Source organism: Xanthomonas dyei (genome assembly GCF_002939865.1).
Taxonomy (GTDB): Bacteria; Pseudomonadota; Gammaproteobacteria; order Xanthomonadales; family Xanthomonadaceae; genus Xanthomonas; species Xanthomonas dyei.
The window spans coordinates 139,665-157,887 of the sequence record NZ_MDEE01000003.1 but is presented as its reverse complement, the minus strand read 5'-3'; the positions used below and the strand labels follow the sequence as shown (position 1 = coordinate 157,887).

Annotated in this window: 15 protein-coding genes and 1 other RNA gene; 4 read left to right on the top strand and 12 right to left on the bottom strand. The window is 65.0% G+C overall.

Features of this window, described 5'->3' with window-relative positions:
• Window positions 1-432: 432 nt before the first annotated feature.
• The gene (locus XdyCFBP7245_RS04505; protein ID WP_170068510.1) at window positions 433-1,137 is read right to left on the bottom strand and encodes an HAD family hydrolase; all 705 of its coding nucleotides are present in this window, start codon (window positions 1,135-1,137) and stop codon (window positions 433-435) included.
• A 190-nt stretch (window positions 1,138-1,327) separates the two neighbouring features.
• Here XdyCFBP7245_RS04505 and XdyCFBP7245_RS04500 point away from each other — a divergent pair, with 190 nt between their 5' ends.
• A complete protein-coding gene (locus XdyCFBP7245_RS04500) occupies window positions 1,328-2,137 on the top strand; it encodes an ankyrin repeat domain-containing protein (RefSeq protein ID WP_211287638.1) in 810 nt (269 codons plus the stop codon).
• 36 nt (window positions 2,138-2,173) lie between these two features.
• Window positions 2,174-3,370: a Tle-like phospholipase domain-containing protein gene (locus XdyCFBP7245_RS04495; protein WP_104614576.1), complete on the top strand. Its 1,197-nt coding sequence runs from the start codon at window positions 2,174-2,176 to the stop codon at window positions 3,368-3,370.
• Between the two features lie 168 nt (window positions 3,371-3,538).
• Here the strand turns inward: XdyCFBP7245_RS04495 and XdyCFBP7245_RS04490 are convergent, their stop codons facing one another.
• The 9 genes from XdyCFBP7245_RS04490 to XdyCFBP7245_RS04450 all read right to left on the bottom strand — a co-directional run bounded on the left by XdyCFBP7245_RS04490 (window position 3,539) and on the right by XdyCFBP7245_RS04450 (window position 13,301).
• Entirely contained in the window at window positions 3,539-4,789 is a 1,251-nt protein-coding gene (locus XdyCFBP7245_RS04490; RefSeq protein ID WP_104614575.1) for a DUF819 family protein, read from the bottom strand.
• Between the two features lie 346 nt (window positions 4,790-5,135).
• Complete coding sequence (locus XdyCFBP7245_RS04485) at window positions 5,136-5,351, bottom strand: hypothetical protein (protein ID WP_104614574.1); 216 nt, start codon at window positions 5,349-5,351, stop codon at window positions 5,136-5,138.
• Window positions 5,352-5,873: 522 nt separating this feature from the next.
• Window positions 5,874-6,482, bottom strand: coding sequence for a nucleotidyltransferase family protein (locus tag XdyCFBP7245_RS04480; RefSeq protein WP_104614573.1), 609 nt, complete (start codon window positions 6,480-6,482; stop codon window positions 5,874-5,876).
• A 504-nt stretch (window positions 6,483-6,986) separates the two neighbouring features.
• Window positions 6,987-7,062: non-coding RNA, sX9 sRNA (locus XdyCFBP7245_RS04475), on the bottom strand.
• A gap of 59 nt (window positions 7,063-7,121) precedes the next feature.
• Window positions 7,122-8,096: an XdhC family protein gene (locus tag XdyCFBP7245_RS04470; protein ID WP_104614572.1), complete on the bottom strand. Its 975-nt coding sequence runs from the start codon at window positions 8,094-8,096 to the stop codon at window positions 7,122-7,124.
• Window positions 8,093-10,300, bottom strand: coding sequence for an aldehyde oxidoreductase molybdenum-binding subunit PaoC (paoC, locus tag XdyCFBP7245_RS04465; protein WP_104614571.1), 2,208 nt, complete (start codon window positions 10,298-10,300; stop codon window positions 8,093-8,095). The genes XdyCFBP7245_RS04470 and paoC overlap by 4 nt, the downstream gene beginning before the upstream one ends.
• A gap of 1 nt (window position 10,301) precedes the next feature.
• Window positions 10,302-11,252, bottom strand: coding sequence for an FAD binding domain-containing protein (locus XdyCFBP7245_RS04460; RefSeq protein ID WP_104614570.1), 951 nt, complete (start codon window positions 11,250-11,252; stop codon window positions 10,302-10,304).
• Window positions 11,249-11,899 (bottom strand): aldehyde dehydrogenase iron-sulfur subunit PaoA, encoded by a 651-nt coding sequence (gene paoA / locus XdyCFBP7245_RS04455; RefSeq protein ID WP_267190956.1) that lies wholly within the window; start codon window positions 11,897-11,899, stop codon window positions 11,249-11,251. Before paoA ends, XdyCFBP7245_RS04460 begins: the two co-directional genes overlap by 4 nt.
• A 394-nt stretch (window positions 11,900-12,293) precedes the next feature.
• A complete protein-coding gene (locus tag XdyCFBP7245_RS04450; protein ID WP_104614568.1) occupies window positions 12,294-13,301 on the bottom strand; it encodes a zinc-dependent alcohol dehydrogenase family protein in 1,008 nt (335 codons plus the stop codon).
• A 312-nt stretch (window positions 13,302-13,613) separates the two neighbouring features.
• Here XdyCFBP7245_RS04450 and XdyCFBP7245_RS04445 point away from each other — a divergent pair, with 312 nt between their 5' ends.
• Window positions 13,614-15,098, top strand: a complete 1,485-nt coding sequence (locus tag XdyCFBP7245_RS04445; RefSeq protein WP_104614567.1) for a sensor domain-containing diguanylate cyclase — start codon at window positions 13,614-13,616, stop codon at window positions 15,096-15,098.
• A 160-nt stretch (window positions 15,099-15,258) separates the two neighbouring features.
• Here XdyCFBP7245_RS04445 and ssb read toward each other — a convergent pair whose 3' ends face one another.
• Window positions 15,259-15,780: a single-stranded DNA-binding protein gene (ssb, locus tag XdyCFBP7245_RS04440; protein ID WP_104614566.1), complete on the bottom strand. Its 522-nt coding sequence runs from the start codon at window positions 15,778-15,780 to the stop codon at window positions 15,259-15,261.
• Window positions 15,781-16,052: 272 nt separating this feature from the next.
• On the opposite strand from ssb, the gene XdyCFBP7245_RS04435 reads away from it, so the two are divergent.
• Entirely contained in the window at window positions 16,053-17,051 is a 999-nt protein-coding gene (locus XdyCFBP7245_RS04435; protein WP_104614565.1) for a polyprenyl synthetase family protein, read from the top strand.
• Window positions 17,052-17,257: 206 nt separating this feature from the next.
• Here the strand turns inward: XdyCFBP7245_RS04435 and XdyCFBP7245_RS04430 are convergent, their stop codons facing one another.
• Window positions 17,258-18,058, bottom strand: a complete 801-nt coding sequence (locus XdyCFBP7245_RS04430) for a dienelactone hydrolase family protein (protein ID WP_104614564.1) — start codon at window positions 18,056-18,058, stop codon at window positions 17,258-17,260.
• Window positions 18,059-18,223 lie beyond the last annotated feature (165 nt).

Below are 18,223 nucleotides of genomic sequence, written 5' to 3'. Positions count from 1 at the left end.
CAAGGCCCCTTGCCCGCTCACCATCGCGGGACACGCTGCAAGTACGTCCTTGTAAGCTCTTACGCGGCATCCATGCCGCGTAAGGTCCCGCGACGGTGAGCGGGCAAGGACCGGTCGAGATTGTCGGTGTGCAAGATGCAATCAATGCATGCGGTACTTCTAATTCGCTAACGCTCATGTCGTTACGACCCCGCAGCAGCAAGCCAATGCAACTAGCCAGATGGCCCGCTTTTCACCTAGCGACCGACCAACTCTCTGGTGCGGTGTCCTCACCGATTGCGGGACCGTGTGGCGGCATGGATGCCGCCACCGAGCCCCCAGGGACGGGTTCACGGCGTGTCTCGCAAGCGGTGAGGGCATCGCAAGCTCGACCAACTAGGCTTTCGATCCAAGCATGTGACCGCAGCCAAACGATGCTGCGACCCGACATCCTCAACCAGCGCGCGTTTGCGCGAGCCGCTCGAACAACGCGGGCAAATCGCGCATATCGTCGAACACCTCGCGCACGCCGATCCGACGCAAGGTGTCGCCGTGCCCCTGCGGAATATGGCTGGCACCGGTAAAACCCAGCACCTGCATGCCTGCCGCCAGCGCAGCGGTCGCACCGGTGGGGCTGTCTTCGATCACCAGGCACCGCTCCGGCGCCACACCGGCCGTGCGGGCGGCCAGCAAATACACATCCGGCGCCGGCTTGGGCCGCTCCACCATGTCGGCACTGAAGACTCGCCCTGCCGCACGCGCCGTGAGTCCGGCCCGCTCCACCGATGCGATCACGTTGTGGCGGCGGCTGTTGGAGGCCACTGCCAGCGGCAGCGGAATCTGCTCCAGCGCCTCGCGCACGCCGGGAATCGGCTGCACCTCGGCGCTGATCAAGGCCTCGCTGCGTGCCTGGATCTGCGCCAGCAAGGCCTCGGGCAACTGCAGCGCAAAGTGCTCTTCCACCCGCCGCAACACCTCGCGCGTGGTCTGCCCAAAGGTGGTTTCCAGTAGATGTTCCAACGGTTCGGCCGGCACAAACGCCGCCAGCGCCTCGCGCATCACCCGGTCGGCCAGTATTTCGCTGTCGACAAGAACCCCATCGCAGTCACTGATCAGTAGCTCGTACGCCATTGCACCCATCTGCTCGCAAAGCGCCATTATGCCGGCCGTGTCGTGACCGTCGGCTGTGGCGCACTGCGCCTGCAGGTGACGAATACGCCCGTACGTTTACACCAAACCGGCCGTCATCAAGCAGGCCCGACCGCCTAACCATGGTCCGCGCCATGTCACGAAATCTTACCGCTTGCGATTTTTACAGCTGGTAGGATCGGCCCCGCTGCGGCCGGACTTGCCGCAGCGCCACCAGGAATGCGATCAGGAGAAGGAGATTTCGATGCAGACGCGATTCCCCACCCTGCTCGTTCTTGCGACCTCGTTTTTCGCGGTCTCATGCACCGCATCGCCCGGTGCCAAGGAGCAAACCACCATGTCAGCTACGCTGCAGGACCACACCGTCGCTTTCCGCGACCCCGGTCTGACCGACATCGCCAACGCCATCGCGCACGGCGACGTTGCACGGATCAAAACACTCGCCCCCACCGTCGATCTGGCCGCACATGGCGATCAGAACGTGACCTTGCTGGAATGGGCAATCTGGAACGAACAACCACGCGCATTGGACGCCCTGCTCGACGCAGGCGCGGACCCATCGTTGCCGGGCATGGACCAGGAAACGGTCGTGCACATGGCCGCCATGGCGCAGGACCCGGAGTACCTGAAGATTCTGCTGCAGCACAAGGCGCCGATCGATGTGATCAGCACGCGTGCCGGCTGGACGCCGCTGTTTCGCGCCGTACAGAGCAAGCGCGATGCGCAGATCGGCCTGTTGCTCGATGCAGGCGCCGACGTTCAGCGGGTCGACCAGACCGGCAACAGCCTGCTGCATCTGGCCGCGCAGAGCGGCGCCGCCAGTCCTGCAGTGCTGCAATTGCTCGAGGCCGGCGTGGACCCCACGGTGCGCAATGCGCAGCAGAAAACCTTCCAGGCGTATTTCTTCACCACGCCGGATCGGCTGCTCAACGCCACCGGACAGCAGGTCAGATCGGATGTGCGCGCGTGGTTGAGCGCCCACACCATTCCCGTGGAAAGCAGCCGCTAAGCGCGCTTTCCATACGACGCACGCAAGGAGCCGCGCATGCCCCCGTCAGAATCCACTTCATCCACTGCTGCATCCACTCCGTTCGCAGAGTCGATGCGCGGACAACAACCGCAACCACAGGACCGGCAGTTTCCGGAGCTGCTGCAAGATCTCTACGCCACTGCCAATCAACGCCGCGAAGGCGGCGCCGAAACCTTTGCGCCGCTGTCCAACGGCTGGTCGCGCATGGACGACAGCGCGCTGCAGCAGGCCGGTATCGATCCGGCACTGCTGCACGACGCCAAAAGCGGCTTCGATGCCGCGTTTTATCGCAACGATCAAGGCCAGGTGGTGCTCGGTTTTTGCGGCACCGACGAAGGCAAGGACTGGAAGCACAATATCGGCCAGGGCCTGGGCTTCGACGATGCGCAATATGCATCGGCCATCCAGCTCGGCAGCCAGGCCAAGCAGGCGTTCGGCGACCAGGTGGTGATCTCCGGTCACTCGTTGGGCGGTGGTCTGGCGTCGGCGTCGGCGATGATCAACGACATTCCCGCAGTGACGTACAACGCCGCCGGCGTCAACGACCGCACACTCGAACGCCAGGGCCTGGACGCGTCGGCAGCCAAGCAGTACGCCAGCGAGGAGCTGATTCGCGGCTACCACGTCAAGAACGAAATCCTCACCCACCTGCAGGAAGACAGCATTCCGCTGAAGTGGACGATGCCCAACGCGGCCGGCCATCAGATCGAATTGCCAGAGCCGGACCCGCTGTCGTTCGGGCAACGCCTGGTGCCCGGCATGATGCTGAAGCATCGTCTGGACCTGCACGGGATGGACTCGGTGATCAAGGCACAGGACATGCAATCGCCCGATCAGGCACGCGGCGCGGCGCTACAGCCGGGCAGCCGGTTGTTCAACGACGCGGTAATGCAGCTGGACGGCCAACGCGAGCGGCTGGGGTTGCACGATGACACGGCGTTTATCAACACCGCCGCCAGCGTGGCCGCGCGTGCAGGCAACGACGGCCTGCAGCGGATCGATCACTTGGTCCCTAACCGCGATGGCGACAGCCTGATTGCGGTGCAAGGCCGCATGGACGACCCGGCGCATCTGCGCAGCCATGTGCAGACCGCGTCCGCTGCCAATGAGCCGGCGCAAGGCAATGTCAGTCAGCTGCAGCAGCAGAACCAGCAGCACGCGCATCAGCCTGCCCAGCAGCAGGAAGAGCAGCGCCGCGTGATCCAGCAATAACGCACGCGGCAACCCGTGCCCACACGCCGTCTTCGTCAGGTGGACGCGTGCGGTGCGGGAGGGTCGCGCAAGTGACAATCTCGTTGTTGCAGTAAACCGACCGGAGAGGCCGTGGAGCTGTTCCAAACAGCAGCTCCATGACGTCGGCCACCACGGTACAACGCGGCACTAGCCAGCCCCGGCCATCGCCCGCAAGGTGATGCCGACCAGATACGCCAGATAGGTGCCGGTGGCGTAGCCCATCGTGCCCAGCAACACGCCCACCGGGGCCAACGCCGGGTGGAACGCCGCAGCGACGACCGGCGCGGACGCCGGGCCGCCGATGTTGGACTGCGAGCCGATCGCGAAATAGAAGAACGGCACCCGCAACCAGCGCCCCAGCGCCCACAGCAAGGCGATGTGCACGGCGATCCAGATCAGCCCGAGCAGGAATAGCCACGGCCGGTCCAGCAGCGCCAGCAGGTCCATCTGCATGCCGATGCAGGCGATCAGGAAATACAGCAGCAACGAGCCGATCTTGGACGCGCCTGCGCCTTCCAGGGTCCGTGCACGGCTAAAGCTCAACAGCAATCCCAGGCTGGTCGCCAGCACCACCACCCACACGAACGGCGCATCCAGACTGAACTGGCCGGCCCAACTCAGGTGCGCCTTGCACCAGGCCGCCAATGGGTTAGCCAGCGCGTGGGCCAGGCCGACGCCGCCGAATGCCACTGCCACGATCACCATCAGATCGGCCAGGCTGGGGATGCGCGCATGTTCGGCCTGGAAGCGCGCCATGCGCTCCTGCAAGGCGTCCAGCGCACGGGTGTCTGCACCGCTGCGCGCATCGATCTTGCGCGCGCGTCCGGCCAGGAAGATCAGCGCCGCCATCCACACGTAGCCGACGCCGACATCGACCACGGCAAACTGCCCGAACGTGGTCGCATCGACATTGAACACTTCGCGCATTGCCAGCATGTTGGCGCCGCCGCCGATCCAGCTGCCGGCCAATGCCGCCATGCCCGCCCAGGTGTCGCCCGCAACGGTGGCCGGGTGCAGCCATCGCATGACCCAGAAGGCGACCACCGCGCCCAGCATGATGCTCGCCGATGCGCCCAGATACATGGCGACCAGTTTGGGCCCCAGCCCAAGGATCGCGCGCAGATCGATGCTCAGGGTGAGCAGGATCAATGCGGCCGGCAACAGCACGTCGCGGGCGATAGGGTTGTACAAGCGCGTGTTGGCACCGTCGATCAACCCGACGGTGTTGTAGATGCCGGGCAGCAGGTAGCACAGCAACAGGGCCGGCACCACGGCATAGAAACGCCGCCACGGGCCTTGCTCGCGCGATGAGGTCCAGAACACCGCACCAAGCGTGGCGGCGATCAGGCCGAAGACGACGATATCGTTTTGAATCAATGCAGACGCAGGCGCATTCACCGCAGGCGGTCATCCGGACAGAGGGCCGCCAACGCGGATCGAACCAAGAGCGGCCGATAACAACGAATCTAGCCGACCGCGTCGGTGGCGCAAACCCTGCTGACAGTTGCGAGTGTGGCAGCCATGGCCTCCGCGGCAGGCCTGAGCGCTAGCGCGCTGCATCGCCAGGCGTGACGGATCTGGTTACATTGCGCGTTCAATCGAGCGCGCGGCTGTTACAGCCAGCGGATTCACTCCGCGAAAAATCAACAATTAAAAGCCAACACAACGTTGCAATCGCTTCGCTTCATCCACACCGATCAGGCTGCCCTGGCATCGCGATCGACGCCGGGCATGAACCCAACCCTCAGCCGTAGCGCCGCACCACGCGTTCGCCGTCGGCGGTATCCAGCACCACACCGCTGGGCTGGCCAGTGATCAGGCAGTGCAGTTTGGCCATGAGTTCGGCATTTTCCAGCGCGCCCTGCTCGCGCAGGTAGCGCAGCGGCGACCATTCCGGACGGGTCACCCACCAGCCGCCTTGCTCGGGATGAATGCGTACGACATAGCGGGATTGGTCCATGTGGCCTCCGGCCGGTGAGTACAGCGGTCAAACACAGGTGCGAGCGCGCCGAACAGGCGCATCACGCGAAGAATTGAAGCAAGCCATGCCGCGTCGGGGAGCCAACATGCCCTTACTCAAGGAGCCGCGGGAGAGTGGCCGATGGCCCCGCGTTTGGCATAGCGAGCATGCGTTTTACGCATGGCGATGCTGTCGGGCGGACACTGGCATCCGAGTAGGAAAATTCTCACGTGACACAGTTCACGCCGAGCGCTACATTCCGGTACCAGGGGTGAAGAAATCTTCACAAGCAGCCGCCACCAGAGCGCAGACGGCTCGCAGGGGATCAGGGCGCGCTCGCACGAGACCTTGGGGAGGGTTGGCATGTATCTGCTCAGAAAGTTCCAGTTTCCGGTCAAGACCGCGATGGTGGTGGGCTACGTTCTGGTGGTCAGGGAAGCCTTGGTGCTCTGGTCCTGATCGGCGTCGGCGATTTGCCTGACAGGCTGTAGGGGATCGCTGGCCGATACCCGTCATCGCGTCTCAATCCTGGTCCACCCACCCGCGTTGCTGCGCTGCCGCCAGATCGGCGGGCGTGTCCACGTCCAGCGCCAGCGCCGGTGCGCTGACGCAGCCCAGCGTCTGCACATCAAGACTGGCGAACAGCGCGCGCAGACCGCTATCGCCCTGCAGCGCGACGTCCGCCCAGGCGGTGTGCGTCACCACCGCGGGAATGCCGCGCACGCCAGCGTAGCCACTGGTGGCACACCGCGAGGTGGCACGGTCGGCTTCGTCCAGCAAGGCACGCAAGTGCGGCGCCTCCAGTGCCGGTTGGTCGCACCCCAGAATCAGGCTACGTCGCAACGTCGCATCGTCCTGCACATGCCGGCGCAGCGCGGACAGGCTGGAGCCCATCCCGGCAAACCAGTCGGCGTGCCGCAGCACTTCCACGTCCAGCCCGTGCAGCACATCGGCCAGCCTGTCGGCATCGGCGCCGAGTACGACGACGCAGCGACGTGGTGCGGTCTGCAATGCGATGCGTGCGGCACGCCGCAGCAATGGCTCGCCGTCGCGCGTCAACAATTGCTTAGAACGGCCGAGCCGGCTCCCCGCGCCTGCTGCCAACACCAATGCGGCATGGTCGCTGCTCATCCGCAGGGCCTGGTCAGCGCGTGACACCTGCCGCAGGTACCGCCGTGACTACAGGCCGGATGCAACCTGCGTATATCGCTAATCACTGCGCGCAGACAGCGAGCAATCCGTGGCGATTCGACAAGGGGCATGTCGCAAAACGCGGCGTCATCAAAGAAGAGATCAGGAGACATGGCGACGTCGTGCGTAATGGAGACCGCCTCAGCGTAGAGGCCGCGCTGTGCGTGCGGAGTGACTACGCGACGCATCGACTGCGTACAGCGCTCGCGCCATGCCTTCATGCAGAGCAGGTAGTAACGCGCGATAGATGCATCAGCGAGATCGCATCGACCTTGTCGAGATGACCGACGCGCTATGCGTAGTGCAAATTCGTATGAATCGCGCGCCCGCGCATGGCTCTTTCCAGAAGCATCGCTTGCACGAAGCACAACTGCTGGCGAAAACCAAAGACGCACACAGCGCGACGCAACAAACCAGACAGCAGACACACAACGGCCTAAGAGCGGCTAAAAAAACATAGCGAGCCGTCGGCAGGTGAGTGTGGACGGCGCGAAGAAACCGGAGCGTACAAGTGCTACATACCGATTCCGAGCACCGGCGGCGCCCGCTAGTGGCTGCACAGTAGTTTTGTTAGCTGCTCTAAGCCGTAGCCGCACCGATCTGCAGATCCGCCACAGCCTGCGTGGCTTCGGCGATGATGCCCAGCGCGATGGTGTGCGGCGATGAGCGACCCATCCGCCAACCTGCAGGCAAGCGCAGACGCGCAAGCGCGACATCGTCGTGCCCCAGCGCGCGCAATGCCTGCAGACGGGTGTCGCGCTTGTTCCGGCTGCCCAGGATGCCGATGCATGCCGCATCGGATGCCAGGCCGCGACAGGCGACCTGCAGATCGATCTCGCTGTCGTGCGCCAGGCTATACAGGGCTGTGCCAGCGTCCAGCTGCAGATCGCGCAACGCATCGTGCAAACCGCGACGATCGTAGTGTTCCGGCGCAAGACCGGGCGGTGGCTCGCTGGGGCCGTGTGGGCGGAGCACGCGCGTTTCGATGCCCATTTGATTGGCTAACGCAACCAGCACTAGCAATGCCGGGTCTGCGCCGACCAGGACCAGTCGCAATGGCGGACGATGGACGCGCACAAATTCGCCTGGACGTGCGTCGTGGACGGTAGATGGGTAGCGCACGCTTCCGGTACTGCGATCCAGCGCCACATGAAACGCGCGGCGGTGCTGACGCGCATTGCGCCAGCGCGCCAGATATTCGGCCAGGTCCGGCACCGGCCAGACCAGCACCTCGCTGCCTTCGCCATAGTCCAGCCACCGCGGCTGCCCATCGCGCAACGCGGCCATGGCCTCATGCGCCACCGCCGCCTCGACGCAGCCGCCGGATACGTAACCGGCAACACGGCCGTCGGCCCCGATCGCCATTTCGCTGCCCACAGGGCGCGGCGAGGAGCCCTGCACGTCGATCAATGTCGCAATCGCAACCCGTTGGCCGGCGCGGTGCCAGGCGGTCAGCACCGGCAGCAGATCCTCATGCAATGCATAGCCTGGCCATGCCGGCCATGCCGGCTCGGCCGGCGCTGCATGCGTGGCCGGAGCGACGACTGCACTCACGCGCGCAGCTGCTCGGGCAGATGCGGCAGCAGTTTTTCCAATGTCACCGGGTAGTCGCGCACGCGCACGCCGGTGGCGTTGTAGACCGCGTTGGCAATCGCCGCAGCAACGCCGCAAATGCCCAACTCGCCCACGCCCTTGGCTTTCATCGGCGAGGACATCGGGTCGCTTTCTTCCAGAAACAGCACTTCCTGGTGCGGGATGTCCGCATGCACCGGCACTTCGTAGCCGGCCAGGTCGTGATTGACGAAGAACCCGAAGCGCTTGTCCACCGCCAGTTCTTCCATCAACGCTGCGCCCGCGCCCATGGTCATGCCGCCGATCACCTGACTGCGTGCCGATTTGGGGTTGAGAATGCGTCCGGCCGCGCACACCGCGAGCATGCGGCGGACGCGCACCTCGCCCGTGGTGGTATCCACGCCGACTTCGACAAAGTGCGCGCCGAAGGTCGACAGCTGATGGGTCTTGGACAGGTCACCGAATTCGATCTTGTCCTCCACCACCAAGGCACCGTTCGCTGCGGCATCGCCGAGCGGGATGCGCTTGCCGCCGGCACGTACATGGCCGTCGGCAAACTCGGCCTGCGCCGGGTCCAGCCCCAGCCGGCTGGCGATCGCTTCGCGCAGTTTGAGTGCGGCCGCGTATACGCCGGCGGTGGAACTATTGGCGCCCCACTGTCCACCGGAACCGGCAGATGCGGGGAAGCTCGAATCGCCCAACCGCACGTCGACCCAGTTCAGCGGCACGCCGAGCATCTCGGCCGCGGTCTGCGCAATGATGGTGTAGGAGCCGGTCCCGATGTCGGTCATGTCGGTTTCCACCACCACGCGGCCACCCTGCTCCAGGCGCATGCGCGCACCGGAGGTCATGGCGATGGCATTGCGGAATGCAGCGGCCACGCCCATGCCGACCAGCCAACGTCCATCGCGGGTACTGGCAGGCGTGGGCTTGCGCTTGGACCAACCAAACTGCTTTGCCCCATCTTCCAGACACTTGACCAGCTGCCGCTGCGAAAACGGCCGCTGCGGATTTTCCGGGTCCACCTGGGTGTCGTTGACGATGCGGAATTTGACCGGGTCCATCTCCAGCTTCTCGGCCATTTCGTCCATCGCCACTTCCAGCGCCATCAATCCAGGTGCTTCGCCAGGCGCACGCATGGCGTTACCCTCGGGCAGATCCATCACCGCCAGACGCGTTGCGATCAGGCGATTGGCCCCGGCATACAACAATTGCGTTTGCGAGGCAGCAATCTCCGGCGCGCCGCCAGCGAGATCGCCCGACCAGCTCTCATGTGCGATCGCGGTGATCTTGCCATCGCGCTGCGCACCGATGCGGATGCGTTGCACGGTGGCCGGGCGATGGGTGGTGTTGTTGGCGATCAGCGGGCGCGGCAGCATCACCTTGACGGGCCGTTTGACTTCGCGCGCAGCCAGCGCGGCCAGCACCGCATCGGCACGCAAAAACAGCTTGCTGCCAAAACCGCCACCGACGTAGGGCGACATGATCCGCACGTTTTCGCGCGGGATGCCCAACGTCACCGCAAGGTCGCGCGCGCCCCAGTTGATCATCTGGTTGGACGTCCACACGCTGAGCTTGTCGCCGTCCCACATCGCGGTCGATGCGTGCGGTTCCATCATGGCGTGCGAGTGATCGGGCGTGGTGTATTCGGCGTCCAGCTGCACCGGCGCTGCGGCGAAGGCACCATTGAAGTCGCCGACGGCACTGTTGGGGGCACCGCCCTCCTTGGTGACCTTGGCGCCATCGCGCGCTTTCTTCAGATCGTATGCGCCGACCTGGCGGCCGTAATCGACCTTGATCAACTGACCCGCCGCGCGTGCCTGCTCGAAGGTCTCGGCAACCACCACCGCAATCGCCTGATGGTAGTGCTGGATCTCCGGGCCGCCCAGCAACTTGGCGGTATTGAGCTTGCCCTTGTGCAGCTTGCCGGCGTTCTGCGCAGAAACGATCCCGAGCACGCCGGGCGCATTGCGTGCGGCGCTCAGGTCGATGCTGCGAATCGTGCCCTTGGCGATCCCCGCCCCCACGACGTGGCCGTAGGCAGCGCGGCCTGGCAGATCGTGATGTTCGTAGGCATACGGCGCTTTGCCGGTGGTCTTGAGCGGCCCGTCGATGCGATCGACGGGCTTGCCGACGACCTTGCCTTGATCGATGGGATTGGTACCGGCAGGAGTGTCGAATTTCATATCAGGCCCTCGCGTCGGCCAGGATCGCAGTCAAGGTGCGTTCCACCAGCGGCACTTTGAATGCGTTGTGTTCGGTGGGCTGTGCGCCGTCCAGCAGCACAGAAGCGATGGCGCGTGCGCCCTGGCGCGATTGCGCTTCGGCAGCTTCGCTGCGCCACGGCTTGTGCGCCACGCCACCGACGCCGATGCGCGCGGTGCCGTCACGCTGCACGACAGCCGCAACCGAGACCAACGCAAACGCGTAAGACGCACGGTCGCGCACCTTGCGATAGACATGCGTTCCGCCAAGCGGCTTGGGCAAGGTGACGGCGGTGATCAGCTCGCCACGCTCCAGCACGGTTTCCAGATGCGGCGTGGTCCCGGGCGCACGATAAAAGTCGGCCAGTGGCACAGCGCGCGTCTGTCCATCCGGCCGCACGGTTTCCACCGTGGCGTCCAGCACGCGCATGGCGATGGCCATGTCGCTGGGATGGGTGGCGATGCAGGCTTCGCTGGTGCCGATGACGGCTAGCTGACGGTTGAAGCCGCCAATCGCCGCACAGCCACTGCCAGGCAAGCGCTTGTTGCACGGCTGATTGGTGTCGTAAAAATACGGGCAACGCGTGCGCTGCAGCAGATTGCCCGCCGTAGTCGCGCGATTGCGCAGCTGACCGGACGCACCCGCCAGCAGTGCGCGCGACAGCACCGCGTACTCGCGACGAACACGCGCATCGGCCGCAAGATCGGTATTGCGCACCAGCGCGCCGATTCGCAAGCCGCCGTCCGGCGTTGCGTCGATGGTGTCCAGACTCAATCCGTTGACGTCGATCAGATGCGACGGCGTTTCGATCTGCAACTTCATCAGATCCAGCAGATTGGTGCCGCCGGCAATGAACTTGACACCCGGCTGACGCGCGGCTTTGGCCGCGGCATCCGCTGGCGAGGTGGCGCGCTCGTAGCTGAAAGCCTTCATGCGCGTTCTCCGGCAACTTCGTTGATCGCTTCGACGATGTTGGAATACGCACCGCAGCGGCAGATGTTGCCGCTCATGCGCTCCTGCAGTTCCGGCGTGGTGAGCCGGGTCTTTGCCGTCAGATCCTCGGTCACATGGCTGGGAATGCCGCGTTTGACTTCATCCAGCACGGCCACTGCCGAACAAATCTGCCCCGGCGTGCAATAGCCGCACTGATAGCCATCGTGTTTGACGAAGGCCGCCTGCATCGGATGCAGTTTGTCCGGTGTACCCAGGCCTTCGATGGTGGTGACCTTTGCGCCCTGATGCATCACTGCCAGCGACAGGCAGGAATTCATGCGCTGCCCGTCGACGATGACCGTACACGCGCCGCATTGGCCGTGATCGCAGCCCTTTTTGGTGCCGGTCAACTGCAAGTGCTCGCGCAACGCGTCGAGCAAGGTGGTGCGATTATCCAGTGTCAGCGTCACCGGCTTGCCGTTGACCTCGAACGCGACCTGGCTGGACGCATTGGCCGGCTCCACCGCCTGCCGTTGCATCACGGCAGTGGCCGCCATCGATTGGGTTGCGGCAACGCTCGCTGCCGACGCCGTGCCAGCGATCAGTACTTCGCGACGGGTCATCTTGATGTCTCTCATGGCTGGCATCTCCAACAATGCTGGCTAATACAGTTTTTTATCAATGTGCAGGGCCGGCAGTCACAAGCGCGTGAGTGCGGCGGTGAGCACGAGGCAATCGGTGGTCACCCGATTCTAGTTGTCGCCTGCAGATGCATTGGCGTTGGAGGTGGCATGCGTCTATGAAACATGCTCATTACTGTGCGGCGTCATTGGAGAGCGCCATTGCGATACGGCGGACTATGCAGCGCCGACTGCGGGCGCGCTCACATGCCGACTGCGACGCGCAAATCACCACGCCGCTGCAACGCAACATCGCAGATCAGCCGCATGTTGCGAGTGCAGCGGCAATTACCTGTGCAAACCTGCGCAGCGAAGCGCGCCGGCCACCGACGCGAGGCCAGCGCGCTCAGCCACACGGGTATCAGAACTCCAGCACGATCTTGCCCAGATGCCCACCGGCCTTCTGCAATGCGAACGCCTCGCCGATCTGTTCCAGCGCATAGCTGCGGTCGATGACCGGGCGCAGCGACAGCCCGTCCAAGGCGCGCACCAGTTCCTGTTGATGCCGACGACTGCCGACCACCAGGCCTTGCAGACGCTGCTGGCGCCCCATCATCTCGGCGGTCGGCACCGGGCCGGCCGCACCGGTCAACACGCCGATCAAGGCAATGTGCCCGCCTACCCGCGCAGAACGGATCGATTGCACCAACGTGCCGGGTCCACCGACCTCGACCACATGGTCAACACCGCGCCCGTTGGTGATCTCCAGTACCTGCCGCGACCACTCGGCGTGCTGCCGATAATTGATGAGGTGATCGGCACCGAGCGCGCGCGCCTTTTCCAACTTCTCGTCGGACGAGGACGTGGCGATCACGCTCGCGCCCATCGCCTTGGCGAACTGCAGCGCAAAGATCGACACACCGCCGGTGCCCAGCACCAGCACGGTATCGCCCGCCTTCAAGCCGCCATTGGCAACCAGCGCGCGCCAGGCAGTGACGCCGGCAGTGGTCAAGGTGGCAGCCTCTGCGTGGCTGTAACCGGCCGGCGCGTGCGTAAATGCCTGCGCAGCGGCCACAACCGCAGTACGTGCATACCCATCGATGCCATCGCCTGGGGTGGTCGCAAAGCCGGCATGCAGCGGTTCGCCGTCCAGCCACTGCGGGAAGAAAGTAGACACCACGTGGTCGCCGACGGCGAACTCGCTGACCTCCGCACCGATCGCTTCGACCACACCGGCACCATCGGACATCGGGATGCGTCCATCGGCCGTCGGCATCTGCCCGAGCACAACGCCCAGATCATGGAAATTGAGCGAGCTCGCATGCAGACGCACACGGATCTGACCGCGTGCAGGCTGGCCCGGATCGGGCAATTCGACCGACGTCAGTGCGTTCAGACCGGCAGGATGCGAGAGACGAATAGCGCGCATGGAGTGAGTTCCTCAGGTGATGATTTGGGCTCAGGGATAGCATGCGCGACGTTAGGCAAATGCAGCCGAGCTGGCTTGAAAACGCGGCGTGAGGCAGGTGCCGGGTGGCACGCTGTCGGCAGCGCACTGACGCGACCAGCAGCGTTATCGGGATGCTGCGCTGCGTTGTAGTGCATCGGCTCGCCGCGCTGCAGTGAGCTGGCAATCACAGAACCGTCGTGCGACACCGCGTTTGCACGCGACTGCGACCGCAGCGATGCATAGGCTTGGCACATCGGTTGCATCGCCCTGGTGTCTGGACAGGTAGCCACAGTGACATCACCCACCAAGCGGCGGCGGCAACGTGCACAACGTATTGCACTGCACTTCGTGCTGGCTGTGGCCTGCATGCTACTGCTCGGTTCGGAATATTGGTCCATCCACGAAGAACGTGCTTCGGCGCTGCGCAGCGCCGAAGCGCAGTCGTTGAACCTTGCCAACTCGTTGGCGCAGCATGCCAGCGACACCATGTCGATCGCCGATGCGGTGCTGTCCGGCCTGGTTGCGCGCGTCGAGCACGACCAGGGCAACACCAGCGCGCGGGCGGCAATGCACGAATTTCTGGTGCGTGAGGCAAGGCGCTCGGACCGGCTGCATGGCATCTTCATTTACGCGGCAGATGGCAGTTGGGTCAGCTCGTCGCTGGACAGCGCGCCCAGAACGCATAACAACGCCGACCGCGCCTACTTCAAATATCACCGCGACCATCGCGATGCGTTGTCGCTGGTCGGCCCACCGGTCAAAAGCCGCTCCGATGGCAGCTGGGTGGTGACGCTGAGCCGCCGGCTCAACGGTCCGGACGGCGATTTTGCCGGCGTGGTGCTGGTGACGCTGCAGCTGAAGTATTTCCAGCATTACTACAGCACCTTCGACGTCGGCCCGCACGGCACCATCGGCATGATCAACGACGACGGCATCGTGCTGGTACGCAGGCCCGACACGCAGGGCGTGATCGGCAGCTCGATTGCCGGCACCTCGATCTACATCAACATGCGTGCACGCCGACATGGCACGGCGACCTATCGCTCGCCGATCGATGGCATGGAGCGTATCTCCAGCTTCGCCCCGGCACGGTCGTATCCGCTGACCGTGCTCACCGGCGTGTCGGTGGACGACCCGCTGGCCAATTGGCGGCAGGCAGCGGGACAGCGCATCGTGATCGCCACGCTTGGCTGCACCCTGCTGCTGGGCGTGGGTACCTGGCTGGACCTGCAGCTGCGCCGCATGCAGCGCAACGAAGCCAAGCTCAGTTCCGAGGCCTGGGTGGATGCATTGACCGGCATCGCCAACCGGCGCGCGTTCGACTACCGCTTATCGCAAGCCTTGCAGGACGCGGTCCGTCTGCAATCGCCGTTATCGGTACTGATGATCGATGTCGATCACTTCAAGCTCTACAACGACACCTATGGGCATGTGAATGGCGATGCCTGCCTGCGGCTGATTGCCGGCGCCATCGCCGGCTGCTCGCGGCGCAGCAGCGACGTGGCGGCGCGCTACGGCGGCGAAGAGTTCGGCATGATCCTGCCGCACACCGATGCCGCCGGAGCGCTGCGCCTGGCCGACACCGTGCGCAGCGCCGTGGCTGAGCTCGGCCTGATGCATCTGCCCAGCCCGACCAGCGCACACGTCACCGTCAGCGTCGGGGCCGCCACCTTCGAGCCGGGCGAAGCCCCGCTGACAGCCGACGCCATCGTGCACGACGCCGATTCGGCGCTGTATCGCGCCAAGCAGAGCGGGCGGGATCGCACGTCGGCGTGATCCAGATTCCGGCTCCGCCGCGTTGGCCGGCCTCACTCCACATTGACTGATCGGGAGCCAACGCACGCCGTCACCAGCCCTGCGTAAGGTCCAGCAACGCAAAACGCAGAAGGCCCGCATCTGCGGGCCTTCCTGGATGACACGAGCGCTGGGACGTCGATCAGAACGGAATATCGTCGTCCGCAAAATCGTCCATCGGCGGCGCCGATTGCTGCTGGGCCGGCTGCTGGCGACGCGGGGCGTAGTCCTGGCCGCCGCCCTGTCCGCCACCACCACCGCCCTGCTGCTGGCGCGAGGCCTGTGCGCGCTGCGGGCGATCGCCGCCCATGCCACCGCCGCCGCCTTCACCACGACCGCCAAGCATCTGCATCTCGTTGGCGACGATGTCGGTGCTGTACTTTTCCACGCCGTCCTGACCGGTGTACTTGTCGTAGCGCAGTTCGCCTTCGACATACACCTGCGAACCCTTGCGCAGGTACTCACCGGCAATTTCGCCCAGCTTTCCGAAGAACACCACGCGATGCCACTCGGTGCGCTCCTGGTTATTGCCTTCGCGATCCTTGCGCATGCTGGTGGTTGCCAGGCTCACGCGGGTGATCGCCATGCCGGCCTGGGTGTACTTGGTGTCGGGATCGTTGCCGAGGTTGCCGACGAGGATGACTTTGTTGATGCCGCGGGCCATAGGTGCTTCCGAGATGATGCGCTGGCGCCGGAGGCGCGCAGCGATGAATGTCTGTGCGGCAATGTTACCGCACCTGCCCGTCAGCGGTCCGGCGGGTTACCGCGCCCGGCTGCCGGGCAAGCGCCCTGCCCGGGGTCGGAAATCCAGCCCGCGCGCGCCTTTGCGGCCCTTACCGGCCGCATGCGGCGGCGAATGTGAAGGCACCGATTGCGCCCGGCGGGACGGATCCGGCCCAGGCACCTATAATCGGCGTACATCACGAACGCCTGCGCATGACCATCGCCGAAGACCTCCCCACCGTCCTGGGCCTGCCCCAGATCCAGTCCCTCGCCGCGCCCGACATGGCCGCGGTGGATGCGCTGATCCGCCGCCGCCTGGCCTCGGACGTCGTGCTGATCAATCAGATTGCCGATCACATCATCTCCGCCGGCGGCAAACGCCTGCGCCCGATGCTGGTGATGCTGGCCGGCCACGCCGCCGGCGGCTCCGGCCCGGAGCACCACCAGCTGGCGGCGATCATCGAATTCATCCACACCTCCACCTTGCTGCACGACGACGTGGTGGACGAGTCGGATCTGCGCCGCGGTCGCAGCACCGCCAACGCGTTGTGGGGCAATGCACCCAGCGTGCTGGTGGGCGACTTTCTGTATTCGCGCAGCTTCCAGTTGATGGTCGAGCTGGACCGCATGGAAGTCATGCAGATCCTGGCCGACACCACCAACCGCATCGCTGAGGGCGAAGTGCTGCAGCTGTTGCACGTGCATAACCCCGACACCGACGAGGCCGCCTACCTGCGCGTGATCGAGCGCAAGACCGCGGTGCTGTTCGCCGCCGGCACCCGTCTGGGCGCGCTGGCCTCGGGCGCAGATGCCGATGTGCAGCAGCACCTGTACGACTACGGCATGCAGCTGGGTTTTGCGTTCCAGATTGCCGACGACGTGCTCGATTACGCCGCAGACGCCACCGACCTGGGCAAGAACCTGGGCGACGACCTGGCCGAAGGCAAGGCCACGCTGCCGCTGATCCATGCGATGGCGCACTCGGACGCGGCCACGCAGCAGCGCCTGCGGCAGATCGTCGAACAAGGCGATGCCGCAGCGATGCCGGAAGTGTTGGCCGCCATCCACGCCACCGGCGGGCTGGACTACAGCCGTCAGCGCGCCGCCGAATACGCCACCGCTGCCGAACAGGCGCTGGACACCCTGCCCGCCAGCCCGGCGGTGGCCGCATTGCGCGGCCTGGCGCGTTACGCGGTCGAACGCACGCACTGATCCGAAGCGCTGGGCGCTCCGGACGGGATTGGGCAGTTGGGGTTGGGGATGCGCAAAAGCAGCGTTGCTCGCGCTTTTACCCATCCCGGCATGCGATCGCCGAACGACTGGTCGGCGTACATCCCTGAGCACAAACTCAGTAGATTGATTCGTTGAAGAACGGGACCGCGCTTTGCAAATCCCGAATCCCCAATTCCCCATCCCGGCTATCGCCCAAACCGCTCATCGAAGAAGTCGCCCAGCATGCGGTACGCACGCTTGGCCGCGCGCGGGTTGTACAGGCAACCGGGCGGGCTGTTGGCATCGGCTTCGGCAAAGCAATGCACCGCGCCACTGAAGTTGACGAACTGCCAGTCGGCGCCTGCAGCATTCATCTCGGTTTCGAACGCGGCGATGTCCGCCTTGGTCACGCTCTTGTCGTCGGCGCCATTGAGCACCAGCAGCGGAGTTTTGGCCGAGCCGGCAGCGGCCGGGCTAGGCGTGGAGATGCCGCCGTGCAGGCTGACCACGCCGGCCAGCTGCGCACCGGCACGCACCAGTTCCAGCACCGTCGTCCCGCCGAAGCAGAAACCCACCGCACCGATGCGCGTGGCATCCAGCGGCGCCTTGCCGGCTTGCGCCTTGAGCACGTCGACCGCTTTCAGCGCGCGTGCGCGCAGGGTCGGCGGGTCTTTCTTCAACGCGCCGGCGAACTGCCCGGCCTCGCTGTCGTTGGCCGGACGCTTGCCCTTGCCGTACACATCGGCCACCAGCACCACGTAATCGTCGCCGGCCAATTGCTTGGCCTTGGCCACCGCCGAGTCGTTGACGCCGCGCCAGTTCGGCACCATCACCAGGCCGGGGCGCTTGGCATCGCCGGCATCGTCGTAGACCAGCACGCCGCTATAGGTGTCCTTGCCGACCTTCCATTCCAGCGGCTTGGCCTGCATCGCGGCCATCGCCGGAAATGCCAACGACGCCAACACGCCGACCAGACCCACACCGCTCCACGACCATTGCTTGTGCATGCGCTTGCTCCCGGGATTTGCGCGAGTGTAGGCCTAGCCGGCGTGCAGGAGTGGTCGCGGCGCACGGAAGATCCGCACCAGCGGATGGACCGCCCACCGATGTCGCTTGTGTCCGCCGTCGAGGCGATCGCGTGTCCGTACGCTCTCGTGGCCTTGCTCGTGCGT